This is a genomic window from Micromonospora sp. A200, from assembly GCF_029893845.1.
GTDB classification, from domain to species: domain Bacteria; phylum Actinomycetota; class Actinomycetes; order Mycobacteriales; family Micromonosporaceae; genus Micromonospora; species Micromonospora purpureochromogenes.
The window spans coordinates 132,043-156,019 of the sequence record NZ_JARXXY010000001.1; the positions used below are offsets into that span (position 1 = coordinate 132,043).

At 72.1% G+C, this 23,977-nt stretch carries 25 protein-coding genes; 14 read left to right on the forward strand and 11 right to left on the reverse strand.

Features of this window, described 5'->3' with window-relative positions; all coding sequences use genetic code 11:
- The 5 genes from M2302_RS00595 (at window position 1) to M2302_RS00615 (ending at window position 4,624) form a co-directional block, all read left to right on the forward strand.
- A complete protein-coding gene (locus M2302_RS00595; RefSeq protein ID WP_280836000.1) occupies window positions 1–930 on the forward strand; it encodes a F0F1 ATP synthase subunit gamma in 930 nt (309 codons plus the stop codon).
- Complete coding sequence (atpD, locus tag M2302_RS00600; protein WP_280836001.1) at window positions 930–2,369, forward strand: F0F1 ATP synthase subunit beta; 1,440 nt, start codon at window positions 930–932, stop codon at window positions 2,367–2,369. Before M2302_RS00595 ends, atpD begins: the two co-directional genes overlap by 1 nt.
- 212 nt (window positions 2,370–2,581) lie before the next feature.
- Complete coding sequence (locus tag M2302_RS00605) at window positions 2,582–3,730, forward strand: LCP family protein (protein ID WP_280836002.1); 1,149 nt, start codon at window positions 2,582–2,584, stop codon at window positions 3,728–3,730.
- Between the two features lie 147 nt (window positions 3,731–3,877).
- Window positions 3,878–4,156 (forward strand): F0F1 ATP synthase subunit epsilon, encoded by a 279-nt coding sequence (locus M2302_RS00610; RefSeq protein WP_154942281.1) that lies wholly within the window; start codon window positions 3,878–3,880, stop codon window positions 4,154–4,156.
- 12 nt (window positions 4,157–4,168) lie between these two features.
- A complete protein-coding gene (locus tag M2302_RS00615; protein WP_280836003.1) occupies window positions 4,169–4,624 on the forward strand; it encodes a DUF2550 domain-containing protein in 456 nt (151 codons plus the stop codon).
- Window positions 4,625–4,752: 128 nt separating this feature from the next.
- Here the strand turns inward: M2302_RS00615 and M2302_RS00620 are convergent, their stop codons facing one another.
- Together M2302_RS00620 and M2302_RS00625 are read right to left on the reverse strand one after the other, a co-directional pair.
- Entirely contained in the window at window positions 4,753–5,169 is a 417-nt protein-coding gene (locus tag M2302_RS00620; RefSeq protein WP_280836237.1) for a VOC family protein, read from the reverse strand.
- A complete protein-coding gene (locus M2302_RS00625) occupies window positions 5,166–5,738 on the reverse strand; it encodes a cob(I)yrinic acid a,c-diamide adenosyltransferase (protein WP_280836004.1) in 573 nt (190 codons plus the stop codon). The genes M2302_RS00620 and M2302_RS00625 overlap by 4 nt, the downstream gene beginning before the upstream one ends.
- On the opposite strand from M2302_RS00625, the gene murA reads away from it, so the two are divergent.
- Window positions 5,737–7,179, forward strand: a complete 1,443-nt coding sequence (gene murA / locus M2302_RS00630) for a UDP-N-acetylglucosamine 1-carboxyvinyltransferase (RefSeq protein WP_280836005.1) — start codon at window positions 5,737–5,739, stop codon at window positions 7,177–7,179. The two genes, M2302_RS00625 and murA, sit on opposite strands and share 2 nt — an antisense overlap.
- Window positions 7,180–7,272: 93 nt before the next feature.
- On the forward strand, window positions 7,273–8,121 hold the full coding sequence (locus M2302_RS00635) for a 3-hydroxyacyl-CoA dehydrogenase family protein (RefSeq protein ID WP_280836006.1): 849 nt from the start codon (window positions 7,273–7,275) through the stop codon (window positions 8,119–8,121).
- 29 nt (window positions 8,122–8,150) lie between these two features.
- On the opposite strand, the gene M2302_RS00640 is transcribed toward M2302_RS00635, so the two are convergent.
- Complete coding sequence (locus M2302_RS00640; protein ID WP_280836007.1) at window positions 8,151–9,335, reverse strand: MFS transporter; 1,185 nt, start codon at window positions 9,333–9,335, stop codon at window positions 8,151–8,153.
- Window positions 9,336–9,393: 58 nt separating this feature from the next.
- On the opposite strand from M2302_RS00640, the gene M2302_RS00645 reads away from it, so the two are divergent.
- Window positions 9,394–10,347, forward strand: a complete 954-nt coding sequence (locus M2302_RS00645) for a helix-turn-helix domain-containing protein (protein WP_280836008.1) — start codon at window positions 9,394–9,396, stop codon at window positions 10,345–10,347.
- A 34-nt stretch (window positions 10,348–10,381) separates the two neighbouring features.
- Here the strand turns inward: M2302_RS00645 and M2302_RS00650 are convergent, their stop codons facing one another.
- Window positions 10,382–11,227 (reverse strand): ABC transporter permease, encoded by an 846-nt coding sequence (locus tag M2302_RS00650; RefSeq protein WP_280836009.1) that lies wholly within the window; start codon window positions 11,225–11,227, stop codon window positions 10,382–10,384.
- Window positions 11,224–12,072 (reverse strand): ABC transporter ATP-binding protein, encoded by an 849-nt coding sequence (locus M2302_RS00655; RefSeq protein ID WP_280836010.1) that lies wholly within the window; start codon window positions 12,070–12,072, stop codon window positions 11,224–11,226. Before M2302_RS00655 ends, M2302_RS00650 begins: the two co-directional genes overlap by 4 nt.
- Window positions 12,073–12,223: 151 nt before the next feature.
- Here M2302_RS00655 and M2302_RS00660 point away from each other — a divergent pair, with 151 nt between their 5' ends.
- Window positions 12,224–14,233 carry a protein meaA gene (locus tag M2302_RS00660; protein WP_280836011.1) on the forward strand — a complete coding sequence of 670 codons (2,010 nt, stop codon included), beginning with the start codon at window positions 12,224–12,226 and terminating at the stop codon, window positions 14,231–14,233.
- A 40-nt stretch (window positions 14,234–14,273) separates the two neighbouring features.
- Here the strand turns inward: M2302_RS00660 and M2302_RS00665 are convergent, their stop codons facing one another.
- From M2302_RS00665 to M2302_RS00680, 4 genes are all read right to left on the reverse strand, one after another.
- A complete protein-coding gene (locus M2302_RS00665; protein WP_280836012.1) occupies window positions 14,274–14,576 on the reverse strand; it encodes a DUF1540 domain-containing protein in 303 nt (100 codons plus the stop codon).
- A 73-nt stretch (window positions 14,577–14,649) separates the two neighbouring features.
- Window positions 14,650–15,099, reverse strand: coding sequence for a DUF4878 domain-containing protein (locus M2302_RS00670; RefSeq protein WP_280836013.1), 450 nt, complete (start codon window positions 15,097–15,099; stop codon window positions 14,650–14,652).
- 47 nt (window positions 15,100–15,146) lie between these two features.
- Window positions 15,147–16,070, reverse strand: a complete 924-nt coding sequence (locus tag M2302_RS00675) for a polysaccharide deacetylase family protein (RefSeq protein ID WP_280836014.1) — start codon at window positions 16,068–16,070, stop codon at window positions 15,147–15,149.
- A gap of 162 nt (window positions 16,071–16,232) precedes the next feature.
- A complete protein-coding gene (locus M2302_RS00680; protein ID WP_280836015.1) occupies window positions 16,233–17,087 on the reverse strand; it encodes a helix-turn-helix transcriptional regulator in 855 nt (284 codons plus the stop codon).
- Window positions 17,088–17,186: 99 nt separating this feature from the next.
- On the opposite strand from M2302_RS00680, the gene M2302_RS00685 reads away from it, so the two are divergent.
- Window positions 17,187–17,951 carry an SDR family NAD(P)-dependent oxidoreductase gene (locus tag M2302_RS00685; protein WP_280836016.1) on the forward strand — a complete coding sequence of 255 codons (765 nt, stop codon included), beginning with the start codon at window positions 17,187–17,189 and terminating at the stop codon, window positions 17,949–17,951.
- 466 nt (window positions 17,952–18,417) lie between these two features.
- Complete coding sequence (locus tag M2302_RS00690; protein WP_280836018.1) at window positions 18,418–19,014, forward strand: hypothetical protein; 597 nt, start codon at window positions 18,418–18,420, stop codon at window positions 19,012–19,014.
- An 88-nt stretch (window positions 19,015–19,102) separates the two neighbouring features.
- Here the strand turns inward: M2302_RS00690 and M2302_RS00695 are convergent, their stop codons facing one another.
- Window positions 19,103–19,720, reverse strand: coding sequence for a DUF4126 domain-containing protein (locus M2302_RS00695; RefSeq protein ID WP_179805899.1), 618 nt, complete (start codon window positions 19,718–19,720; stop codon window positions 19,103–19,105).
- 71 nt (window positions 19,721–19,791) lie between these two features.
- Here M2302_RS00695 and nucS point away from each other — a divergent pair, with 71 nt between their 5' ends.
- Window positions 19,792–20,451: an endonuclease NucS gene (gene nucS / locus M2302_RS00700; RefSeq protein WP_280836019.1), complete on the forward strand. Its 660-nt coding sequence runs from the start codon at window positions 19,792–19,794 to the stop codon at window positions 20,449–20,451.
- Window positions 20,452–20,458: 7 nt separating this feature from the next.
- On the opposite strand, the gene M2302_RS00705 is transcribed toward nucS, so the two are convergent.
- Window positions 20,459–21,958 carry an aldehyde dehydrogenase family protein gene (locus M2302_RS00705; protein ID WP_280836020.1) on the reverse strand — a complete coding sequence of 500 codons (1,500 nt, stop codon included), beginning with the start codon at window positions 21,956–21,958 and terminating at the stop codon, window positions 20,459–20,461.
- Window positions 21,959–22,205: 247 nt separating this feature from the next.
- On the opposite strand from M2302_RS00705, the gene M2302_RS00710 reads away from it, so the two are divergent.
- Together M2302_RS00710 and M2302_RS00715 are read left to right on the forward strand one after the other, a co-directional pair.
- Window positions 22,206–22,691 (forward strand): FHA domain-containing protein, encoded by a 486-nt coding sequence (locus M2302_RS00710; RefSeq protein ID WP_280836021.1) that lies wholly within the window; start codon window positions 22,206–22,208, stop codon window positions 22,689–22,691.
- 134 nt (window positions 22,692–22,825) lie between these two features.
- Window positions 22,826–23,890, forward strand: a complete 1,065-nt coding sequence (locus M2302_RS00715) for an alpha/beta hydrolase (RefSeq protein ID WP_280836022.1) — start codon at window positions 22,826–22,828, stop codon at window positions 23,888–23,890.
- Window positions 23,891–23,977: the final 87 nt, after the last annotated feature.

Genomic DNA, 23,977 nt, shown 5'->3' on the forward strand with positions numbered 1-23,977 from the left:
ATGGCTGCCCAGGTTCGCGTTCTTCGCCAGCGGATCCGCTCGGCGAAGGGGATGAAGAAGATCACCAAGGCGATGGAGCTCGTGGCGACGAGCCGGATCGCCAAGTCCCAGGCCCGGGTGGAGGCGTCCCTGCCGTACGCCCGGGCCATCACGGGCGTGCTCACGGCGCTGGCGTCCAACGCGCGGATCGACCACCCGCTGCTCACCCCGCGTGAGCGGGTGCGGCGGGCGGGCGTCGTGCTGGTCACCAGCGACCGCGGCCTGGCCGGCGGTTACAGCTCCAACGCGATCAGGACGGCGGAGTCGCTGATCGCCCGGCTCAAGGCCGACGGCAAGGAGCCGGTGCTCTACGTCATCGGGCGCAAGGGCGTCACGTTCTACCGGTTCCGCAACCGGCCGATCGAGGCGAACTGGACCGGGTTCTCCGAGCAGCCGACGTTCGCCGACGCCCGCACCGTGGGCGAGACGCTGATCAAGGCGTTCTCGGCCGGTGCGGACGACGTCGACGGCGGCGCCGGGGCGGACGGGGTGCTCGGCATCGACGAGTTGCACATCGTCTACACCGAGTTCCACTCCCTGATGACCCAGAACCCGGTCGCGAAGATCATCGGCCCGATGCAGGTCGAGGACCGTCCGCGGTCCGAGGGTCTGCTGCCGGCGTACGAGTTCGAGCCGGAGGCCGAGGCGCTGCTCGACGCGCTGCTGCCGAAGTACATCAACACGCGGATCTACGCGGCGTTGATCGAGTCGGCGGCGAGCGAGTCGGCGGCGCGGCGGCGGGCGATGAAGAGCGCCACCGACAACGCCGAAGAGATGATCGAGAAGTACACGCGCGAGATGAACTCGGCCCGCCAGGCCGGGATCACCCAGGAGATCAGCGAGATCGTCGGCGGCGCGAACGCGCTGGCCGCGTCGGGAAGTGAAGTGTGATGACTGCACCAGTGGAGACCAAGACGGCCACGGGTCGCGTGGTCCGGGTCATCGGCCCGGTCGTCGACGCCGAGTTCCCGCGCGACGCCATGCCGGCCCTGTTCAACGCCCTGCGGGTGGAGGTGAAGCTCGCCGGCGGCGGGAAGACGCTGACCCTGGAGGTCGCCCAGCACCTGGGTGACAACATGGTCCGCGCGATCTCGATGCAGCCGACCGACGGCCTGGTCCGCGGCACGGAGGTGAGCGACACCGGCTCGCCGATCAGCGTTCCGGTGGGTGACACCGTCAAGGGCCACGTCTTCAACGCCATCGGCGAGTGCCTCAACCTGGCCGAGGGCGAGACGCTCCAGCCCGACGACCACTGGGGCATCCACCGCAAGGCCCCGGCCTTCGCGGACCTGGAGCCGAAGACCGAGATGCTGGAGACCGGCATCAAGGTCATCGACCTGCTTGCCCCGTACGTCAAGGGCGGCAAGATCGGCCTGTTCGGCGGTGCCGGCGTGGGCAAGACGGTGCTCATCCAGGAGATGATCACCCGAGTCGCGAACAACTTCGGTGGTACGTCGGTCTTCGCCGGCGTGGGTGAGCGGACCCGTGAGGGCAACGACCTCATCGCCGAGATGACCGAGTCCGGCGTCATCGACAAGACGGCGCTGGTCTTCGGTCAGATGGACGAGCCGCCGGGCACCCGGCTGCGGGTCGCCCTGTCCGCGCTGACCATGGCGGAGTACTTCCGCGACGTGAAGAAGCAGGAGGTGCTGCTCTTCATCGACAACATCTTCCGCTTCACCCAGGCCGGTTCCGAGGTCTCCACGCTGCTCGGCCGCATGCCGAGCGCCGTGGGTTACCAGCCGACACTGGCCGACGAGATGGGCGAGCTCCAGGAGCGGATCACCTCCGTCCGGGGCCAGGCCATCACCTCGATGCAGGCGATCTACGTGCCGGCGGACGACTACACCGACCCGGCGCCGGCCACCACGTTCGCCCACCTGGACGCGACCACCAACCTGGAGCGGTCGATCTCCGACAAGGGCATCTACCCGGCCGTGGACCCGCTGGCGTCCTCGTCCCGGATCCTCGCCCCGGAGTTCGTCGGCCCGGAGCACTTCCAGGTCGCCACCGAGGTGAAGCGGATCCTGCAGCGCTACAAGGACCTGCAGGACATCATCGCCATCCTCGGCATCGAGGAGCTCTCCGAGGAAGACAAGATCACCGTGGCCCGGGCCCGGCGGATCGAGCGCTTCCTGTCGCAGAACACCTACGCCGCCGAGCAGTTCACCGGCGTGCCGGGCTCGACGGTCCCGATCAGCGAGACCATCGAGGCGTTCAAGAAGATCAGCGAGGGCGAGTACGACCACTTCCCCGAGCAGGCCTTCTTCATGTGCGGCGGTCTCGAGGACCTGGAGCGCAAGGCGAAGGAACTGATGTCGGAGGGCTGAGAACTCCGCCACAACTGACGAAGGCCACCCCGGTTCGCCGGGGTGGCCTTCGGCCGTTGCGGGCCTGGTCGGACCGAATGTCCGATTGTCGGGAGAGCGATTCCCACGACGGCGGGGTACCGTTTCGAGCGCGACGCCCGCCAATCGGCGTCGATCCGGTGCAACTTTTCGGCTGCGTCCGCCCGTCCCTTGAGTTGTGGGCGTGACGACGAATGGAGAAGCTCGTGGGTAAGGCCGGCAAGGGCGGCGGCAAGCCGTCCATGTGGTCGGGCGTGCCGCGGTGGGCCAGGACGTGCACCATTTTCGGCGCCGTGCTCATGCTGCTCAGCGGCGTGGTGCTGGTCGGCTACGAGGCGCTGCTGGCCCGGTACGAGGGCGCCGTCGGCAAGGCCGACCTCTTCGGCGACCAGGCGGCCGGGGCGCAGGAGCGCAAGAGCGACGTCAAGGGCCCGCTCAACATCCTGCTGGTCGGCACCGACCCGCGCAAGCCGGAGGACCGGCCGCTGGCCGACTCGATCATGGTGCTGCACGTGCCGGAGACGATGGACCGGGCGTACCTGTTCTCCCTGCCCCGCGACCTGTACGTCGACATCCCGGAGTTCGACAAGGCCGGCTGGTCCGGCGGCGCCGGGAAGCTCAACGGGGCCATGTCGCACGGCAGCGTCGTGCAGGGGCAGAACCCGAGCGCCCCGCAGGGCTTCGAGCTGCTCGCCAAGACCGTGCAGAACGTGACCGGCATCGAGCGGTTCGACGCCGGCGCGATCATCAACTTCACCGGCTTCCAGAAGATCGTCGACGCGATGGGCGGCGTCGACATGTACATCGAGCGGGACGTGCAGTCCGAGCACCGCGAGCCCGACGGCACGCACCGCAAGGGCAACCCGAACGGCCCCGGTTACATCGGGCCGCAGGCGGAGTACAAGAAGGGCAACCAGCACCTGAGCGGCTGGCAGGCGCTGGACTACGTGCGGCAGCGCTACCCCAAGAACGGCGTCCCGGACGGCGACTACGGCCGCCAACGCCACCAGCAGCAGTTCATCAAGGCGATGGTCAAGCAGGCGTTCAGCGCCGACGTGGTGACCAACCCGATCAAGCTGGACCGGGTCATCCGGGCCGCGGGCCAGTCGCTGACCTTCAACGGCCGGGGCAACAGCGTGGTCGACTTCGCCGTCGCCCTCAAGGGCGTGCGCCCGGAGAACGTCGAGCTGATCAAGCTGCCGGGGGAGGGGCTCGGCACCGGCAGCGCGTACCGGGGCGAGCGGCTGCTGCCGGCCGCGGACGACTTCTTCACCGCGCTGAAGAACGAGCAGCTCGACGGGTTCCTGCTCGAACACCCGGAGTTCCGCAACCGGAACAAGTGACCTTCGCGCCACCGCCGGGCCGGCCTCCCGCCGGCCCGGCTCCGCGTGTCACGACACCGGGTGGCGCAGGTCTCGCCACCCGCGTTGGGGCGCTCCCGGCCGCGGGACTAGACTTTCGACATTCCGCCGCCGCAGCAAGGAGACAGCGTGGCACAGCAGCTTCACGTCGAGCTCGTAGCCGTCGAGGAGAAGGTCTGGTCGGGCGAGGCCGAGATGGTCGTCGCCCGGACTACCGAGGGTGAGCTGGGTGTGCTGCCCGGGCACGCGCCGCTGCTCGGCCAGCTGGCGGAGCCCAGCCAGGTCCGCATCAAGCAGGTCGGCGGCCAGCAGGTCGCGTACGACATCGCCGGCGGCTTCCTGTCGGTGACCGGTGAGGGCGTCACCGTCCTCGCCGAGAGCGCCTCCCCGGCCACCCCCGCGCGCTGAGCCGACCCGCCGATGGAGATCGTGGAAGGGATCGGAATCGGCTTTGCGGTGGTCGTCGCCGCGATCCTGATCCTCTTCATCCGGCGGGCACTGGTCACCCGTAGCGGAGGCATCATCCGGCTCGGCGTCCGAGTCACCACGGTGCTCGACGGCCGGGGCTGGTCGCCCGGCTTCGGGCGCTTCGTCGGCGACGAGCTCCGGTGGTACCGGATGTTCAGCTTCGCCCTGCGACCCAAGCGGGTGCTTTCCCGCAAGGAGCTGGTGGTGGAGCGACGGCGCCTGCCGGAGGGGCAGGAGCGTCTCTCGATGCCCGCCGACTGGGTGATCCTCCGGTGTACCAGTCACCACGCTCCGGTCGAGATCGCCATGGCGCGTTCCACCGTCACCGGATTCCTCAGCTGGTTGGAGGCCGCCCCGCCCGGGGCGGCCTCGCCGCGTATGGCCTCCCAGGACTGGCCCGCGGCCTGACCCGTCTCCACTCACCGTCGGGGTTTCCGGGGAGCCCACCCGCTCCGGGCGGTCAGGCTTGATCCCTCCGCGGGTGGGCTCCCCGGAAACCCTTCACGCCGCCCGCTGCGTCGTCCAGGCGCGGTTGTTCACCTTGCACCCTTACCGGGTTCGTCGGAGGCGACCAGCTCGACTTCGTACCCCTGGATGTCGGTGAGGTAGGCGGCGTAGGTGTTCGGGCCGCCGGCGTGCGGGTGGCGGTCCGGGAAGAGCAGCGTCCAGCCGTGCGCGGGCGCGGCCGCGACCAGCCGGTCCACCGCGGCGGGCGGACCGGCGTGGAACGCGAGGTGGTTGAGCCCGGGGGCGAGCCGGTCGTGCGTCCGCCCCGACAGCGCGGGGGACTCCTCCAGCACCAGGTACGTCGGGCCGAGCCGCCAGGACCGGCCGGCGGGCCAGTCCTGGTACGGCGTCCAGCCCAGCTCGCCCAGCAACCAGCCCCAGCTCGCCCGGGCGGCGTCGAGGTCGGGCACCCAGACCTCGACGTGGTGCAGCGCGCCGACGCTCAGCGCTTACCGCCCGGCACCCATAGCACATCTCCGTCCGGATTTGCCGTTCTTGACAGGATGAACAGCAGGTCGGAGAGGCGGTTGAGATACTTTGCCGGAAGGGAGCTGGTGCGATCCGGGTCGTACGCGACCAGTGCCCAGGCGGCCCGTTCGGCGCGCCGGGCGACCGTCCGTGCCACGTGCAGCAGCGCCGCGCCAGCGGTGCCGCCGGGGAGGATGAAGGAGTCGAGCTTGCTCAGGCGTGCGTTGTACTCGTCGCACCAGCCCTCGAGGCGCTCCACGTACTCCTCGGTGACCCGCAGCGGCGGGTACGCCGGATCCGGCTCGACCGGGGTGGCAAGGTCGGCGCCGACGTCGAACATGTCGTTCTGGATCGACCCCAGCACCGCCCGGAGCTCCTCGTCGAGCTGCCCCAGGGCGAGCGCCACGCCGATCGCGGCGTTGCACTCGTCGACGTCCGCGTACGCGGCGATCCGCGGATCGGTCTTCGGCACCTGCTCGTTGTTGCTCAGCCTGGTCATGCCGGCGTCGCCGGCCTTGGTGTAGATGCGCGTGAGGTGGACGGCCATGACGCACAGCCTACGGATACCGGACCTGACGATCCCGGCACGGCCGGACCCCGCCCTCGGCTGGCCGGGCGGAACGGGGGCCGGTGACGGCGTCGACCAGGCGGTCAACGACGTCGACGTCATCCGGGTCGGCGGCGACGCCCGGCTGGCCGGCACGGTGCACGTGGTGGGCGCCAAGAACTCCGCGCTCAAGCTGATGGCGGCCGCGCTGCTCGCCCCGGGGCGCAGTGTGATCACCAACGTCCCCCGGATCACCGACATCGCGATCATGGGCGAGGTGCTGCGCCGGCTCGGCTGCGGCGTGCGGTTCGAGGCGGACGATCCGGTCGACCCGATGGTCGCCCGGGGTGGGGCCGCCCGGTCCCGCTCGGTCGTCATCGACGTCCCGGAGCGGCCCGGCGTGGAGGCCGACTACGACCTCGTCCGCCGGCTGCGCGCGTCGATCTGCGTGCTGGGCCCGCTGCTGGCCCGTCGCGGGCACGTCCGGGTGGCCCACCCGGGCGGGGACGCGATCGGCTCCCGGGGGCTGGACATGCACATCTCCGGGCTGACCCGGATGGGCGCGGACATCTCCGGTGAGCACGGCTTCGTCATCGCGTCAGCTCCGGACGGCCTGCACGGCGCGGAGATCGTGCTGGACTTCCCCAGCGTGGGGGCGACCGAGAACCTGGTGATGGCGGCGGTGCTGGCCCGCGGCGTGACGGTGATCGACAACGCGGCCCGGGAGCCGGAGATCGTCGACATCTGCACGATGGCCAACCAGATGGGCGCGCGGATCTCCGGCGCGGGCACCTCCACGCTGCGGATCGTCGGGGTGCCCGAGCTGCACCCGGTGCGGCACGCCACGGTGGGGGACCGGATCGTCGCCGGCACCTGGGCGTTCGGCGCCGCGATGACCCGGGGGGACGTCACCGTCACCGGCGTGGACCCGGCCTACCTGGAGGTCGCGCTGGACAAGCTGGTCTCGGCCGGCGCACTGGTGGAGACCCGCGGCGACGCCTTCCGGGTACGCGCCGACGACCGGCCCGCCGCGGTCGACGTGGTCACCCTGCCGTACCCGGGCTTCGCCACCGACCTGCTGCCGATGGCGATCGGCTTGGCCGCGGTGAGTGACGGCGCCTCCCTGATCACCGAGAACATCTTCGACGGCCGGTTCATGTTCGCCAACGAGATGATGCGGCTGGGGGCGGACATCAAGACCGACGGCCACCACGCGGTGGTACGCGGTCGCGACCGCCTCTCCGGCGCCCCGGTACGCGCCACCGACATCCGGGCCGGCGCGGGCCTGATCATCGCGGGGCTCTGCGCCGAGGGGGTCACCGAGGTCTCCCACGTGTATCACGTGGACCGGGGTTATCCGGACTTCGTGGCCGACCTGCGGGCGCTCGGTGTGCGGGTGGAGCGGGGGACCGCGCCGGAGGCCCCGGACCTCACCATCTGACCGGCCTCGCCGCCGCGGCCGGGGCCTTAGCCGTCGTTCAGGCTCGCCGACTAGGGTGCAGACAGACACTCATTCGCAGCGAGGGAGAAGCAGATGGCGGGTCGACTCGCGGTCGTCGGTGCCGGGCTGATGGGTTCGGGCATCGCCCAGGTGGCGGCGCAGGCGGGCTGGCAGGTGACGCTGCGCGACCTGGACGACGCGGCCACCAAGCGGGGCGTCGACGGCATCCGGAAGTCGCTGGAGAAGTTCGCCGAGAAGGGCCGGATCGACGCGTCCGAGGTCGAGGCGACGCTGGGCCGGATCACCCCCACCACCGACCTGGAGGCGGTCGCCGACGCGGACATCGTGGTCGAGGCGGTCTTCGAGCGGCTGGAGATCAAGCACGAGGTGTTCCGCGCGCTGGACAAGATCTGCAAGGCCGACGCGGTGCTGGCCACCAACACCTCGGCCATCCCGGTCACCCAGATCGCGTCGGTGACGCAGCGGCCGGAGGCGGTCGTCGGCACCCACTTCTTCTCGCCGGTGCCGATGATGAAGCTCTGCGAGCTGGTCCGGGGCTACAAGACCAGCGACGAGACGCTGGCGACGGTCAAGGCGTTCGCCGAGGGGATCGGCAAGACGGTCGTGGTGGTCAACCGGGACATCGCCGGTTTCGTCACCACCCGGCTGATCGCGGCGCTGGTCGTCGAGGCGGTCAAGCTGGTCGAGTCCGGCGTGGTGTCGGCCGAGGACCTGGACACCGCCTGCAAGCTCGGCTTCGGCCACGCCATGGGTCCGCTGGCCACCACCGACCTGACCGGCGTGGACGTGCTGCTGCACGCCTCGAAGAACATCTACACCGACACCGCCGACGAGAAGTTCTTCCCGCCGGAGCTGCTCCAGCGCATGGTCACCGCCGGCGACCTGGGCCGCAAGACCGGCAAGGGCTTCTACACGTACTGACCGGCAGCCGGGGGCGGCCCCCCGGCCGCTCAACGGACCGCCCCCGCACCGGCGGGGGCGGTCCGCCGCAGCCCGGCGGTGAGCACGAGCGTGGCCGCCAGCGACGCCCCGGCCAGCAGCGCGACGGCCCAGTACGCCGGGACCAGGTCCGCGACCGTGCCGGCGAGCGCGGCGCACACCGCCTGCCCGGCCAGCATGCCGTTGTGGTGCAGGCCGAGTACCTGGCCACGGGCCTCGGGTGGCGAGTGGGCGATCAGCCGCTCCTGCAACGGCAGCCCGGCGGCGAAGCCGACCGAGGCGATCAGTGCGACGACCATGGCCAGTGGTAGCGGCGGCGACAGCAGGAAGACCAGATAGGGGACTGCGAGCAGCAACCGCAGCGCGGGAACCCACCGCTCCCGGCGGGCCACGGTCAGGAACCGCCCCACCACCACGTCGCCGATCAGCATGCCGAGGGCGGCAGCGGCGAACAGGAAGCCGGCGCGATCACCGGCGTACGGGACGAAGAGCGCCTCGCACCCGACGATCAGACCATTGGGCACCCACAGGTTCAGGAGGAGGGACCGGCGGCCCGGGTCTTTCCAGAGTTCCTTGTTCACCCGCACGGTGCGCGCGATCGTCGTCCGCTCGGTGACCCGGACCGGGCGTTCGGACAGCCCGAACCAGCCCACCGCGGCGGCCACCGCCCGGAGCACCGCGGCGAGCAGGAACACCTGGTACGGGGTCAGCAGGACGAGCAGGGCGCCGGCCAGCCCGAACCCGGCGATCTGCATCACCCCGACGCTCGTGTTCATCGTGGCCCGGGCCAGTACGTAGGCGTTGGCCGGCAGGATGTCGGTGAGCAGCGCCCACCTGGCCCCACCGGTGATCGAGCCGACGTATGCGCTGACGAAGATGATCGTGAAGCGGGCCCACAGTGGCAGCCCGGGCACGGCCTGCACCGCCGCTCCGACGGTGACCAGCACCGCGGCGAGGGTCAGCGCCCGGCGGGGCGGCAGACTGTCCGCGGCCGACAGCAACGTCAGGCTGCCGAGCACGCCGGCCAGCGGTGCGCCGAACATGCTGAGCGCGGTGAGCAGTGCCGAGCCGGTCGACGCATAGGTCAACGCGCCCAGCGCCAGCGCTGACGTGGTGTGCGCTGCGATCCCGGCGCAGTTGGCGAGGAACAGGTTGCGGAACTCACGGGCCGCGAACAGGTCTGCGTACGTTCTCACGGGCACGATCGTGTGGGCCGCCGAGTGGATCTCCTAGAGTTACGTCTGGAGGCGAAACGTGGGCGTCTGGCAGGTGCCATCGGATCTGCTCGCGCGCAGCCGCTTCGCGGTCTCGCCGATGGTCGACACGGTCGCCGCGCTGCACGCGCTGTATCACCCGCGTACGCCCTGGCAGCGTGCCTGGCGAGAGCGCCATATCGAGGCGTTCCGGCGGATGTTGGCCGCTCGGCCCGTGGCCCGGGCGCTGCTGCCCGCGTCGTTCAATCCCCGGTGGACCGCGGACTTCCTCACCGTCGCGCCCGCCTCGCCGGAACCGACGTTCGCGGCGGAGCTGGCGGCCGTCGGGAGGTTGTCCGACGAGCGGATCCGGGCCGACCTGCGCGCCACCCGGCCGGCGCCGCTCGCCGCCGAGTTGCTGGCGGACGGTCTCACCAGGCAGGTGGTGGAGCTCCTCGACTGGGTCTGGACGCACACCGTCGAGCCGGAGTGGCCGGAGCGGGAACGCCGGCTCCGCGCGGACATCGTGGCCCGCACCGCCGCGTTGAGCACGGGCGGCTGGGCCGGGGTGTTCGCCGACCTCAATCGCGACATGCGCTGGCTGGGCGACGGCCGTCTCCAGATCAACGACTACCTGGAGCCGCCGCTGTCGCTGAACGAGGCCGAGCAGCTGGTCTTCCTCCCGGCGCACTGCCGTCGCGGCTGGGTGGTCTGGGACAAGCCGACGCGGTTCGGGATGGTGTATCCGGCGCGCGGGATCCTGGTCGATCCCACCTCACCGGCACCCGACGGGCTCGCCCGGCTGATCGGCGCGAACCGGGCCAACATCCTGGCCAGGCTTGATGCGCCGCTGAGCACCTCGCAGCTGATGGCGGTGACCGGGCTGTCCCTCGGTACGGTGAGCGACCACCTGCGGGTGCTGCTGGACGCGGGGGCCGTCAGCAAGCGGCGGTCCGGGCGCGAGGTGCTCTACTGGCGTACGCCGCTCGGCGTCGCGCTCGCCGCCGGCGAGTGAGCGGGCCCGGCGGCGCCGCGCCCGCCCCGCCGGTTCAGCCGTCGCGCTTGGTGGTCCAGCGGAAGGTGGTCAGGCAGAGCACCAGGCCGACGACGCACCACGCGGCGAGCACCAGGGCGACCCGGCCCAGCTCGAAGGAGCCGCCCGGCTCCTGCGCGCCGAAGCTCTCCGGCAGGAAGACCGCCCGCAGCCCCTGGCACATCCACTTGAGCGGGAAGAGCGCCGCGACCTGCTGCATCCAGGTGGGCAGCTCGGTGAAGACGAAGAACACCCCGGAGATGAACTGGAGCACCAGGGCGACCGGGGTGACCACGGCGGAGCCGCTGCGCGCGGTGCGGGCCAGCGAGGAGATGGCGATGCCGCACAGGGTGCAGGCGGTCACCCCGAGCACGGAGACCCAGCCGAAGGTGAACCACTTCGCGGCGGTGCCGGGCAGGTCGAGGTCGAACAGCGTCACGGCGACGGCCAGCAGCAGCACGGTCTCCGCGACGCCGATCGCCACCACCATGATCACCTTGCCGGCGAACCAGACCCACTTCGGCATCGGCGTGCCCCGGTAGCGCTTGAGCACCCCCCGGTCCCGCTCGATGGGGATCCAGATGCCCAGGTTCTGGAAGCTCACGGTCATCAGCCCGGTCGCGATCATGCCGGTGATGAAGTACTGGGTGTACTTCACCCCGCCGCCGACGGTGCCGTCGAAGATCGCCGCGAAGATCAGGATCATGATGATCGGGAAGCCCATCGTGAAGACGACGGACTCCCGGCTGCGCAGGAACTGGGTGATCTCCAGCCGGCCCTGCCGCAGCGCGAGGGCCCCGGGCCCCACCCGCCGGCCACCGGTGGCAGCGACCGGGGCTGCCGGCTTCGTCGTGGTCGTCATGACTGTCCGATCATCCGCAGGTAGACGTCTTCCAGGGTCGGCCGGGTCACGGTCAGGCCGGGGACCTCGCCGCCGAAGCGCGCGGCGAGCTCCGCCACCAGCGCCGTCGGCGTCGCGGTCTGCGCGGTCTGCGGCGTCCCGTCCGGGGTGCGCCAGGCCACGGTCGCCAGGGCCTCCTGCCGGTTGCCCAGCCGGTTCGGCGGGGCCACCTCGATCAGCCGGCCGCCGGCGATCACCCCGACCCGGTCGGCGAGCGACTCGGCCTCGTCCAGGTAGTGGGTGGTCAGCACGATGGTGGTGCCGGCCGCCGCCAGGTCCCGGATCAGCTCCCAGAACTCCCGCCGGGCCTCCGGGTCGAAGCCGGTGGTCGGCTCGTCGAGGAAGAGCAGCTCGGGGCGGCCGATGATGCCCAGCGCCACGTCGAGCCGGCGCTTCTGCCCGCCGGAGAGGGTGTGCGTGCGGGCCTTCGCCTTGCCGGCCAGCCCGACCCGCTCGACGACCTTGTCCGGGTCTTCGGCGTCCGGGTAGAAGCCGGAGAAGTGTCGAACCACCTCGGCCACGGTCAGCTCGTCGAACTCGCCGGTGCCTTGGAGCACGATGCCGACCCGGGACCGCCAGTCGGCGGCCGGCTGGGCCGGGTCGCTGCCCAGCACCGAGACCTCGCCGGCGTCGCGCTGCCGGTAGCCCTCCAGGATCTCCACCGTGGTGGTCTTGCCCGCGCCGTTCGGGCCGAGCAGGGCGAACACCTCGCCGCGCCGGACGTCGAGGTCGACCCCCGCCACCGCGACGGTGTCGCCGTACGCCTTGCGCAGTCCCCGTACGGAGATCGCGAGCTCGTCATCCATGACGTCCAGTGTGCGACCTGGGACGCTGTCCCGGCCGGCCGGGGTGTGGTGGTGTCGGCCATGTCGCGTCGGCCGTGCCCGGTGGTCCGCTCCATGGACCTGTGTGGTTTTCCACAGCCCGTTTTACTGAACGGTAACTTAAACTCCGGCCATGGACGAGAAGGCACTCCCGGGCCGGCTGCCGGAGCGCGACCGCCCCTGGGTGATGCGCACGTACGCCGGGCACTCCTCCGCCGCGGCCACCAACGCGCTCTTCCGGCGCAACCTGGCCAAGGGCCAGACCGGTCTGTCGGTCGCCTTCGACCTGCCGACCCAGACCGGGTACGACCCGGACCACGAGCTGGCCGCCGGTGAGGTGGGCCGGGTCGGGGTGCCGGTGGCCCACCTGGGCGACATGCGGGCGCTCTTCGACGGCATCCCGCTCGCCGAGATGAACACCTCGATGACCATCAACGCGCCGGCGATGTGGCTGCTCGCCCTCTACGGCACGGTCGGCGCGGAGCAGGGCGCCGAGCTGTCCCGCTGCGCGGGGACGACGCAGAACGACATCATCAAGGAGTACCTGTCCCGGGGGACGTACATCTTCCCGCCGGCGGCGTCGCTGCGGCTGACCGCCGACATCATCGCGTACACGCTGCGCGAGATGCCGCGCTGGAATCCGACGAACATCTGCTCCTACCACCTCCAGGAGGCCGGCGCGACGCCGGTGCAGGAGGTCGGCTTCGCGCTGGCCACCGCCGTCGCCGTGCTGGACGCGGTCCGCGACTCCGGCCAGGTGCCCGCCGAGCGGATGGGCGACGTGGTCCAGCGGATCTCGTTCTTCGTCAACGCCGGGGTGCGCTTCGTCGAGGAGATCGCCAAGATGCGTGCCTTCGGCGCGCTCTGGGACGAGATCACCCGCGAGCGCTACGGCGTGGAGAACCCCAAGCAGCGCCGCTTCCGCTACGGCGTGCAGGTCAACTCGCTCGGCCTGACCGAGGCGCAGCCGGAGAACAACATCCAGCGCATCGTGCTGGAGATGCTCGGCGTCACCCTCTCCCGGGACGCCCGGGCCCGCGCGGTGCAGCTGCCCGCCTGGAACGAGGCGCTCGGCCTGCCCCGGCCGTGGGACCAGCAGTGGTCGTTGCGGATGCAGCAGGTGCTCGCGTTCGAGTCGGACCTGCTGGAGTACCCCGACCTCTTCGAGGGCTCGCACGTGATGACCGCGCTGGTCGACGAGATCGTCACCGGCGCCCGCGTCGAGCTGGAGAAGGTCCTGGAGATGGGCGGCGTGGTGACCGCCGTGGAGAGCGGCTACCTCAAGAGCGCGCTGGTCGCCTCGCTGGCCGACCGACGCCGCCGGATGGAGTCCGGCGCCGACGTGGTGGTGGGCGTCAACCGGTACACCGAGACCGAGCCCTCCCCGCTGACCGCGGCCGGCGCGGAGTCCGTCGAGCAGGTCGACCCGGCGGTCGAGGCGGCCGCCACCGCCTCCGTACGCGAATGGCGGGCCGGCCGGGACGACGCGGCGGTCGACGCGGCACTGGCCCGGCTGCGGGCGGACGCCGCGACCACGGCGAACCTGATGCCGGCGACGCTGGAGTGCGTGCGGGCCGGGGTGACCACCGGCGAGTGGGCCGGCGCGCTGCGCCAGGTCTTCGGCGAGTACCGCGCGCCGACCGGGCTGACCGGCGCGGCCGGGGTCGGCGGGGACGCCACCCTCGTCGCGGTCCGGGAACGGGTCGCCGCCACCGCCGGCGAGCTGGGCAGCGGCCGGCTGCGGCTGCTGGTCGGCAAGCCGGGCCTGGACGGGCACTCCAACGGCGCCGAGCAGATCGCGGTACGCGCCCGGGACGCCGGCTTCGAGGTGGTCTACCAGGGCATCCGGCTGACCGCCGGGCAGATCGTCGCCGCCGCCGTCGAGGAGGACGTGGACCTGGTCGGGCTCTCGGTGCTCTCCGGCTCGCACCTGGCGGCCGTGCCGGCGGTGCTGGACGGGCTGCGCGCGGCCGGCCGCGCTGACCTGCCAGTCGTCGTCGGCGGCATCATCCCCGCCGGGGACGCCGAGGCGCTGCGCGCCGCCGGGGTCGCCCGGGTCTTCACCCCGAAGGACTTCGCCCTGACCGGGATCATCGACGAACTGGTCGGCGTGATCCGCCAGGCGAACGGTCTCACCGCCTGACCGCGGCCCACCGCCCGCGCGACCGCCCGGTCGCGCGGGCTCACACGGTCAGCGGCTGGTACGTCACGCAGTCGGCCATGTCCTGGTCCGGGGCGACGGTGATCGCCGGGGCGTGGCACTCCAGCTCCGAGTTGTGCCGGCAGTCCGACCGGCTGCACGCGCCCACCTGTGCGATGAGCTCCTCGATCCCGCCCCGCACCGGCATCTCGACGAAGGTGTGGCAGTGGGCGTGGTCGCTGCTGCCGACGGTGATGGCGAAGGCGTGGCAGTCGTTGGTGCGGTTGTAAGCGCAGGACGCGACGGTGCACTCCTGCACCCGGGGCATCTCGATCGATGTGGTCATGACGGCCTCCCTCTCGACTCCTGTGCCGATGGTAGGCATTTGCCCGACTTCGGCGCGGAGTTCGGCGGGACCGTCACCCGCACAGGCGCCAGGCCCCGTCCTCCTTGACCAGCGTCAACACCTGGGTGCTCGCGCCGCCGGTCTCCGTCGTCAGCCGCACGGTGGCGGTGCCCAGGACCCGGCCGTTGGTGTTGTTGACGGTCAGCCCGGCGACGTCGTAGTCGACCAGGCGCGGCTCGGCCTCCCACCGCCGGCGGAACTCGGCCAGCGACGTCCGCTCCCGCTCCTCCCGGCAGAGCAGGTCGTACGCCCGCTGGTGGTCGCCGCTCCGGATGGCGTCCAGGTAGCTCGTGGTGGCCTCCCGGACCGGCCCGACCGCCTCCTTCGCCGCGCCGTAGACGAAGAAGCCGCCGACCGCGCCGCCGAGGCAGCAGAGCGCCAGCACCGCGCCCACCACGATCAGGACGATCCGCAGGGTACGGCGATTGTCGCGCGGGGGCACCGGGATCGGCTGGTACGTCATGGCCGCAGGCTAGGCGGGTCGCGCAAACCCGCCGCCCGCGCTCCGGCTCACCGGCCGAGCACCTCGGAGAGCGGGGCCGGTTCCAGACCTCGCTCGGCCAGCCCGGCCAGGATGCGGGGCAGCGCCTCGTCGGTCATCGCCGCGTTCGCCTCGGTGACGTGCAGGATGATCACCGAACCGGGCCGGACCTGGCTCAGCACCGCCCGGACGATCGGCTGCCAGGCGGTGGCGAACGGATCGGCGCTGACCACGTCACCGTCCACCACGGTCAGTCCGAGCGGGGCCAGCTCGGCCAGCGCCGTCCGGTCGTGGCAGAGGCCGGGGAAGCGGAAGTAGCGGGTCTGCCGGCCGCCGTACCGGCCGATCACCTCGAAGGTCCGCGCCACGTCCCGGGTCATCTCCCGCCGGGGCAGCGGCGTCAGGTGGTAGCAGCGCGGGGTGAACGCCGCGTGCCCGTAGGTGTGGTTGGCCAGCTCGAAGCGCGGGTTGGCGGCGAGCCGGCGGGTCAGCTCCGGGTAGTCCTCGACCCACTTGCCGGTGAGGAAGAAGGTGGCCGGCACCCGCTCCCGTTCCAGCAGTTCGACGATCGCCAGGTTCGCGTACGACGGCGGGTGCGGCCTGCGCAGCTGCCGGCGCATGGTGTCGGTCATGTCGGCGTCGAAGGTGAGCGCCACCTTGCGCCCGGTACGCGGACCGTGGTCGACCACCGGCGGCAGGGTGCCCGGTGGCGTCGCACCGGGCAGCCCGGAGTCCTCCCCGGGCCGCCCACCGTTGCCGGGCTGCCCGCTCTGCCCGGGGGCCGGCGGTACGGCGGTCCCGCCCGCCGTGGCCGGTCCGTTGCCGGCGGGCACCTTCAGCACGGCGGCCCGTACCGGGGCCCGGTGGGGCGCGGGACCGACGACGAGCGCGACGATGGCGGCCAGCGCGAGGATGGCGGCGGTGAGCAGGACGCGGGAGTTCTTCGCGAGCACCGGGTGATCATGGCAGTGGGGGCGGTGTCGTGGTGGCCCCCGAACGGCCCCTTCCGCCTGGCGGCCGGTCCGTCGGGGGTCTGCCGCCCCGCACCCGCGCCTCGGCCCGGCCACCGGCCGCGCGGCGTGCCCGAGGTGGTCGCACGGCGAGGTGCGCCGGGGCTAACCGGGTGTGGTGTCGGAGGGGAAACGCTCGTGCCCCAGCACGGCGAGCAGCCGCAGCTTCTCGTGGCCCTCGCTGCGCGGTGGCGCGGTGAGCACGAGCAGCGCCTGGGACCGGTCCTCGGTGAACAGGACCTGGCAATCCAGCTCGATCGCGCCGAGTTCGGGGTGGATGAGCGTCTTGTGGTCGGCGAAGCGCTGCGCGACCTCGTGCCGTTCCCACAGCTCGGCGAACTCCGGGCTCGCCTTCTGCAGTGCCCGCACCAGCTCACCGGCGCGCGACCGCGGGCCCATCGACCCGTACGCGGCGCGCAGGTTGGCGACCTGGGCGCGGCTCTGCCGGGGGCGGTCGTCCTCCGGGTAGCGCAGCCGCTCGGCCGGGTCGGTGAACCACCGGTAGATCTCGCTGCGGGCGAGGCCCGTGTAACCCGACCGGTCCCCGAACAGGGCTTCGGCCATCCGGTTCTGCACGAGGACCTCGCCGAGGTTGGACAGGATGAGCGCCGGGGTGTCGTCGAGCCGGTCCAGCACGCGCAGCAGCGCCGGGGCGACGTGCGTCGCCGTCGTCACCCGCGCCGGGGCGTTGTGCCCCGCCACCCGAAACAGGTAGTCGCGCTCACCGGTCGTCAGCCGCAGCGCCCGGGCCAGCGCGGCGAGCATCTGCGGGCTCGGCTGCGGGCCGCGCTGCTGCTCCAGCCGGGTGTAGTAGTCGGTGGACATGGCGGCCAGGGCGGCCACCTCCTCGCGCCGCAGGCCCGGCGCGCGCCGCCGCGCGCCGGCTGCCAGCCCGACGTCCCCGGGCTGCAGCGCCTCCCGGCGGCGGCGGAGGAAGTCGGCCAGGGCTGCACGGTCCATGATCCGAGTATCCGCCTGCCGCCCGGACGAACCAGGGATTGCCGATCCCCCGATGAGCGCTCTCTTCATCCACCCCGGCGGACCGGTGAAGGTGGGTGCATGAACATCTCCGGAAACACCGTCTTCATCCCCGGCTCCACCAGCGGGATCGGCCTCGCCCTCGCCCTCGAACTGCAGGCCAGGGGGAACACCGTCATCGTCGGCGGCCGCCGCACCGATCTGCTGAAGCAGATCGCCGCCGAGCACCCCGGCATTGACACGGTCACGATCGACACGGCGGACCCGGCGAGCATCGCGTCGGCCGCGCGGGAGGTGCTGGCGAGGCACCCGGACCTCAACGTCCTCGTCACCATGGCCGGCATCATGCGCGTCGAGGACTGGCACCAGCCCGAGACGTTCCTCGCCTCCGCCGAGGCCGTGGTGAACACCAACGTGCTCGGCCCGATCCGGCTCATCGCCGCGTTCATCGAGCACCTGCGGGCGCAGCCGGACGCCACGATCATGACAGTCTCGTCGGGCCTCGCGTTCGCGCCGCTCAAGGTCACCCCGAGCTACAACGCGTCCAAGGCCGCGATCCACATGCTCAGCGAGTCGATCCGGCTGCAGCTTGCCGACACGACCGTGAAGGTCGTGGAGCTCGAACCGCCGGCCGTGCGCACCTCGCTGCTGCCCGGGCAGGAGCACAGCGAGTTCGCGGTGCCGCTGGACGAGTTCGTGGCGGAGGTGGTCGAGCTGCTGGAGGCGCAGCCCGAGGCGAAGGAGATCCAGGTCGAGCGGGTCAAGTTCCTCCGGTACGGCGAGGCGCGCGGCGACTACGACCAGGTGGTCGAGACGCTGAACGCCGCCGACCCGCACGGAAAGTAGCGTCGGCGTCGGCGCGGCTGTCCGGTTCAGGCTGGAACGGCGTGCCCGGATACCGGGTTCCGGCCCAGATCGACGTGCCGGGATGTCTGGCCCCCGATTGGCATGGATGCGCCGGATGTCCGGTTACGGGGGACCGCTGGGCATGTCCGTGTCCGGATCTGGGTCAGGTGGGCCCGGGCGTCCCGTGACCGGCGGCACCCCGGCGGTGGAATGGCGGCCGGGCCGCGGTCGTTACATCACCTGGACGATCGCAGCAGCACCCCGCTGGCCTGGCCCCATCACGTGGGTCGCCCGGGATGCGGGCCCCCGGAATGATGGTGGGCCGCCGGTCGTTACACATGGACCCGGCGCCGTGAGCCCCCGCTCGCGAAGCCTGCCGGGGCGAAGACTTTCCCCTGATCTTTGAGCGCGCGCGTGTCCGACCCCCCCTTGGACACGTCGCCAACCCCCGAATGGAGCCACTCTGATGAACACCACCATTCTGCGTAAGAGTGTTCTGGGTATCGCTGGTCTGGCTTTCGCCGGTGGCGTCTTCGCCGGCCCGGTCACCGAGGCCCACGCCGCCCCCGCGGTGGACGCCAAGGCCGTTGCCGTGGTGCAGGCCGACAAGCCCGGTGTGGACAAGAGCAAGCTGATCCCGCACGGCGTGCAGGGCAAGCAGTCGCACATCACCCTGGGCGACGAGCAGACGAAGAACGTGAAGGCGATCATCGCCGCGACGAAGAAGTCGGGCATGGACGAGCGGGCCGCCGTGGTGGCGATCGCCACCGCGCTGCAGGAGTCGAAGCTGGAGAACCTGGGTCACCTGGGTGACCGCAACGACCACGACTCGCAGGGCCTGTTCCAGCAGCGCCCGTCCAGCGGTTGGGGCACGGTTGAGCAGATCACCGACCCGGAGTACTCGACGATGGCGTTCCTGAAGGGTCTGAAGCAGGTCGACGGTTGGCAGGACATGCCGCTGACCAAGGCCGCGCAGACCGTGCAGGTGTCGGCCTACCCGGACCACTACGCCCAGTGGGAGAAGCAGGCCGCCGACCTGGTCGCCAAGCACTGGAACAACTGACCCACCTGAACACTCACGCTGGCCGGCACCCCCGAGCGGGGTGCCGGCCAGCGGCATGTCCGCCCGGGGATTGGGGGCGTACCCGGGGTCAGACGCGGAAGCCGGCTGCGCGGGCCGCCTGGCGCTCCCGGCGGCGGTCGGAGCGGCGTCGCAGGAACCAGAAGAGGAAGGCCACCAGCCCCAGCAGGAAGGCCAGCACCAGCACCGGCAGCACGATCGCCACCAGGGACATGACCACGCTGGTCGCGTCCTCGGCGGTGCTGGCCACCGGCGCGCCGAAGCCCGCGGTGGTGGCGTTGACGACCGGCCGGGCGGCCGACTTCAGCAGGTGCACGCCGAGCGCGATGACGACGCCGGTCACCACCGGCACCCACTGGTGGGACGAGAAGAAGCTCCCCGGGTCGCTGACCGTCACGGTCTCCGAGCTGGCGCCGGCGCCGAAGGCCAGGCCGCCGGCGGTCGGGCGGACCACGGTCTGCACGAGGTCGTTGACGTGGTCGACCACGGGCACCTTGTCGGCGACGACCTCGACGGCGAGCAGCACCGCCAGGATCAGCACGACCCAGCCGTTGCCCAGCCACTGCCAGCCGCTCGGCAGCTCGATCAGGTCGGTGTAACGGGCGAGCAATCCCATGATGATCAGGGGGATGTAGGCGTTCAAGCCGGCCGATGCGGCCAGGCCGGTACCCGTGAGAACTTCGAACACCATCTCAGCATCGCACCGGCACGCCAGAGCCGCTCGGTGGCGATGGTCCGGTCCTCGGCTACCCTCGTCGGGTGCGGCTGGTGATTGCGAAGTGCTCGGTGGACTACGTCGGACGGCTCTCGGCTCATCTGCCGCTGGCCACGCGGCTGCTGATGGTCAAGGCGGACGGCTCCGTGTCGATCCACGCCGACGACCGGGCGTACAAGCCGCTGAACTGGATGAGCCCGCCCTGCCGGCTGGAGGAGGCTCCGGGCGTCTGGCGGGTGGTCAACAAGGCCGGCGAGGAGCTGCGGATCACCCTGGAGGAGATCTTCCAGGACACCTCGTACGAGCTCGGTGTCGACCCGGGCCTGCGCAAGGACGGCGTCGAGGCGCACCTGCAGGAGTTGCTCGCCGCCAATCCGGAGACCCTCGGCGAGGGCTTCACCCTGGTCCGGCGCGAGTACATGACCGCCATCGGCCCGGTCGACCTGCTCTGCCGGGACGCCACCTCCGGCGCGGTGGCCGTGGAGGTGAAGCGGCGCGGCGAGATCGACGGCGTGGAGCAGCTCACCCGCTACCTGGAGCTGATGAACCGCGACCCGCTGCTCGCCCCGGTCTCCGGCGTCTTCGCCGCGCAGGAGATCAAGCCGCAGGCCCGCGTGCTCGCCACCGACCGGGGGATCCGGTGCGTGGTGGTCGACTACGACAAGCTGCGCGGCATCGAGCGGGATGAGCTGACCCTCTTCTGACCCGCGCTCAGCGCCGGCCGTACATCACCTTGGCGGCCTTGACCAGGCGCGCCACGTCGGCGGGGGTCCGCTCGAAGGTCATCGAGGGCAGCAGCGACCGGGCCCGGCGCCGGGTGATCGACTTGGCCCGGCCGAACTCGCGCAGCCCGTCCTCGCCGTGGATCCGCCCGAAGCCGGAGTCACCCACCCCGCCGAACGGCAGCGTGGACATGCCGGCGAAGGTGAGCGCCGAGTTGACCGAGGCCATGCCCGAGCGCAGCCGCCGGGCGATCGCCACGGCCCGCTTGCGACCGAAGACCGAACCCCCCAGGCCGTACGACAGCGCGTTGGCCCGGCGTACGGCCTCGTCGGCGTCGCTCACCCGGCTGATCGTCAGCGTCGGGCCGAAGGTCTCCTCGCGGACGGCGGCCGAGGTCTCGGGGACGTCCACCAGCACCGTCGGGTGCACGTACGGCGGCTGGACCGCGCCCGGCCCGCCGAGCACGGCGCGACCGCCGGCGGCGACGGCGTCGTCGATGTGCCGCCGGATCACGTCGAGCTGGCTGGGCATGGTGATCGGGCCGATGTCGGCGCCCTCCGCGCCCACGGTCAGCCGGCCGGCGCGGGCGACCACCTTGTCGACGAAGGCGTCGTAGACCGGCTCGACGGCGTAGACCCGCTCGATGCCGATGCAGGTCTGGCCCGCGTTGGTCAGCGCGCCCCAGACGCACGCCTCGGCGGCGGCGTCCAGGTCGGCGTCGGCGTCCACGATCATCGCGTCCTTGCCGCCGGCCTCCAGCAGCACCGGGGTCAGCGACTCGGCGCAGGCGGCCATCACCTTCTTGGCGGTGGCGGTCGAGCCGGTGAAGGCCAGCTTGCCCACGCCCGAGCGGCACAGCGCCGCGCCGACGTCGCCGAGACCGTGCACCGCGGTCAGCACCGGCTGCTCCGGCACCACCTCGGCGAAGGTGTCCACCAGCCACTGCCCGACGGCGGGGGTGTACTCACTGGGCTTGAGCACGACGGCGTTGCCGGCGGCGAGGGCGTACGCGGTGGAGCCGATTGGGGTGAAGACCGGGTAGTTCCACGGGCCGATCACCCCGACCACCCCGTACGGCTGGTATTCGAGGTGACCGGAGAACTCGGCCAGGATCAGCCGCGAGCGGACCCGGCGCGGCCCCAGCACCCGGCGGGCGTTGCGGGCGGCCCAGTCGATGTGCTCGATCGCGGTGAGGATCTCGACGATGGCGTCGGCGACCGGCTTGCCGCCCTCGACGTGGACCAGCTCCGCCAGCTCCTCGATCCGCCGGGCGAGCAGTCCGCGCCAGCGCAGCAGCCGCTCCCGGCGCCCGGTGAAGCCCAGACCGGCCCACCACTCGCCGGCGGCCCGGGCCCGCTCGACCGCGCGGGCGACGTCGTCGGGGGTGGCCACGGGGAAGCGGCCGGCTTCGGCGCCCGTCGCGGGGCTCGTCGAGACCAGCCGATCGCCCTCGATGACCGGGGTGCCGGGGACATGCACAGCCGTCATGGCGGAAGTCTAGACCCGGAGATTACCCACCGGTAGGGGTGACCGGAGGTCCCCGCACCCCGTCCCGGATCGGCTTGCCGCGCGTCACCGACCGACGGTGGCGACGTGGACCCGTGCCGCCGCCGCCCGAATCGGTTAGCGGTAGTTGTCCGGCCGGGGTCGTGGAGGCGTACGCGCGGGGGGTGAGGTGGGCGGGGGGAACTGGCACGCTGACGCGGGGCGACGGTGGGTGGGGAGCTGACTGTCCATGGAGGATCATCCAGAACTGGTGCCGCTGCTGACGGTGGCGGGCGGGGCGATGCGCGGGGCCAGCTTCCGGCTGAGCCCACGGTCGCAGGTGATCGGCCGCGCGCCGACCACCGACATCGTGGTGACCGACGCGCACCTGAGCCGGCGGCACGCCGAGGTGCGGCTGACCGACGCCGGAGCCGTCCTGGTGGACCTGGGCTCCACCAACGGCACCTGGCTCAACGACCGGCGGATCACCGGCCCGGAGCTGCTCTGCGACGGTGACGTGGTCCGGCTCGGCCGTACCGAACTGCGCTTCTTCGACCCGGGCCTGGCCACCACCGACCCGGTGGGGCTGCGCTTCGCCGGCGGGGGCCCGGTCCGCCGGGACCACCGGCCGACCCTGCCGCTGCCGCTGGCCGCCCCCGCCACCGCGCCGACCGACGCCTGGCCCGCCGGCGGCGAGCCGGTCGGGTCGGCGGCCGGGACCGACGGCGCCACCTGACCTGCCGCCGCGTCCGTGACCTCCGGAGACCGTGCCGCCCCCGGTCGTCGTGCGGGGGCGGCACATCCGGCCGCGCCGGCTCGTGGGCGGCCGGCCCATGGACCGGGGGACGCCGCCGTGGCAGCATGCCGCGGATGGAGATCGAGCAGCGGACCGTGACGGCGAACGGCATCACCCAGCGGGTACGGGTGGCCGGGCCGCCGGACGGCGTGCCGGTGCTGCTGGTGCACGGCAACGGCTCCTCCTCGGCGTTCTGGGAGCCGCTGGTCCGTCGGCTGCCCGCCACACTCCGGGTCGTCGCGCCCGACCTGCGCGGGTACGGCGACACCGAGACCGCCCCGGCGGACGCGACCCGGGGACTGGCCGACTTCGCCGACGACGTGGCCGCCCTGCTCGACGAGCCGGGTCTCTTCGCCGCCGGCGCGCGTCCGGTGGTGGTCGGGCACTCCCTCGGCGGCGGGGTGGCGATGCGGCTGCTGGTCGACCACCCGGACCGGGTGGCGGCCCTGCTGCTGGAGGCCCCGGTGTCGCCGTACGGCTTCGGTGGCACCCGCGACCTCGACGGCACCCCGACCACGCCCGACTTCGCCGGCACCGGCGCCGGCTCGGTGAACCCGGACTTCGTGGCCCGGCTCGCCGCCGGCGACCGGAGCGCCGACGCCCCGACCAGCCCGCGCAGCGTGCTGCGGACGACCTACGTCGCCGACCCGGCCACGCTGGGCGAGGACGAGGAGCTGCTGCTGGACAGCCTGCTCTCCACCGCCACCGGCGACGACAACTACCCCGGCACGGCCGGCACCTCGCCGCACTGGCCCGGCACCGCGCCCGGGTCGCGGGGTGTGCTCAACGCGCTCGCCCCGGCCCACTTCCGGCTCGCCGACGAGCTGGTCGCCGTCGAGGTCAAGCCGCCCGTCGCCTGGGTACGCGGCGACGCCGACGTGATCGTCTCGGACACCTCGCTGTTCGACCTGGCGTACCTGGGGTCGCTGGGAATGGTGCCGGGCTGGCCGGGGAAGCAGGCGTGCCCGCCCCAGCCGATGGTCGGGCAGACCCGGGCGGTGCTGGACCGGTACGCCGCGGCCGGCGGCACCTACCGGGAGGTGGTGCTTCCCGGCTGCGGGCACAGCCCGCACGTGGAACGACCGGCCGAGTTCGTGGCCGAGCTGCTGGCGCTGACCGGGGTGCCGGCGACGAACTGACCCGGTGCGTGAAATATCCCACGGCGTCTCGACAACGCAGCGTCGCGTGGCAGACTCCGGCGCATAACCTTAGTCGCCGTTCAAGTC

What these genes read in the sequence shown, in the direction of transcription:
- M2302_RS00605 (WP_280836002.1), top strand. Translation starts at nt 2,582, where the DNA reads ATGGAGAAGCTCGTGGGTAAGGCCGGCAAGGGCGGCGGCAAGCCGTCC.
- M2302_RS00665 (WP_280836012.1), bottom strand. Translation starts at nt 14,576, where the DNA reads ATGACCACATCGATCGAGATGCCCCGGGTGCAGGAGTGCACCGTCGCG.
- M2302_RS00655 (WP_280836010.1), bottom strand. Translation starts at nt 12,072, where the DNA reads ATGGATGACGAGCTCGCGATCTCCGTACGGGGACTGCGCAAGGCGTAC.
- M2302_RS00635 (WP_280836006.1), top strand. Translation starts at nt 7,273, where the DNA reads ATGGCGGGTCGACTCGCGGTCGTCGGTGCCGGGCTGATGGGTTCGGGC.
- M2302_RS00705 (WP_280836020.1), bottom strand. Translation starts at nt 21,958, where the DNA reads ATGACGGCTGTGCATGTCCCCGGCACCCCGGTCATCGAGGGCGATCGG.
- M2302_RS00685 (WP_280836016.1), top strand. Translation starts at nt 17,187, where the DNA reads ATGAACATCTCCGGAAACACCGTCTTCATCCCCGGCTCCACCAGCGGG.
- M2302_RS00715 (WP_280836022.1), top strand. Translation starts at nt 22,826, where the DNA reads ATGGAGATCGAGCAGCGGACCGTGACGGCGAACGGCATCACCCAGCGG.
- M2302_RS00710 (WP_280836021.1), top strand. Translation starts at nt 22,206, where the DNA reads ATGGAGGATCATCCAGAACTGGTGCCGCTGCTGACGGTGGCGGGCGGG.
- M2302_RS00670 (WP_280836013.1), bottom strand. Translation starts at nt 15,099, where the DNA reads ATGACGTACCAGCCGATCCCGGTGCCCCCGCGCGACAATCGCCGTACC.
- M2302_RS00660 (WP_280836011.1), top strand. Translation starts at nt 12,224, where the DNA reads ATGGACGAGAAGGCACTCCCGGGCCGGCTGCCGGAGCGCGACCGCCCC.
- M2302_RS00650 (WP_280836009.1), bottom strand. Translation starts at nt 11,227, where the DNA reads ATGACGACCACGACGAAGCCGGCAGCCCCGGTCGCTGCCACCGGTGGC.
- M2302_RS00615 (WP_280836003.1), top strand. Translation starts at nt 4,169, where the DNA reads ATGGAGATCGTGGAAGGGATCGGAATCGGCTTTGCGGTGGTCGTCGCC.
- M2302_RS00680 (WP_280836015.1), bottom strand. Translation starts at nt 17,087, where the DNA reads ATGGACCGTGCAGCCCTGGCCGACTTCCTCCGCCGCCGCCGGGAGGCG.
- M2302_RS00595 (WP_280836000.1), top strand. Translation starts at nt 1, where the DNA reads ATGGCTGCCCAGGTTCGCGTTCTTCGCCAGCGGATCCGCTCGGCGAAG.
- M2302_RS00625 (WP_280836004.1), bottom strand. Translation starts at nt 5,738, where the DNA reads ATGGCCGTCCACCTCACGCGCATCTACACCAAGGCCGGCGACGCCGGC.
- atpD (WP_280836001.1), top strand. Translation starts at nt 930, where the DNA reads ATGACTGCACCAGTGGAGACCAAGACGGCCACGGGTCGCGTGGTCCGG.
- murA (WP_280836005.1), top strand. Translation starts at nt 5,737, where the DNA reads ATGACGCACAGCCTACGGATACCGGACCTGACGATCCCGGCACGGCCG.
- M2302_RS00690 (WP_280836018.1), top strand. Translation starts at nt 18,418, where the DNA reads ATGAACACCACCATTCTGCGTAAGAGTGTTCTGGGTATCGCTGGTCTG.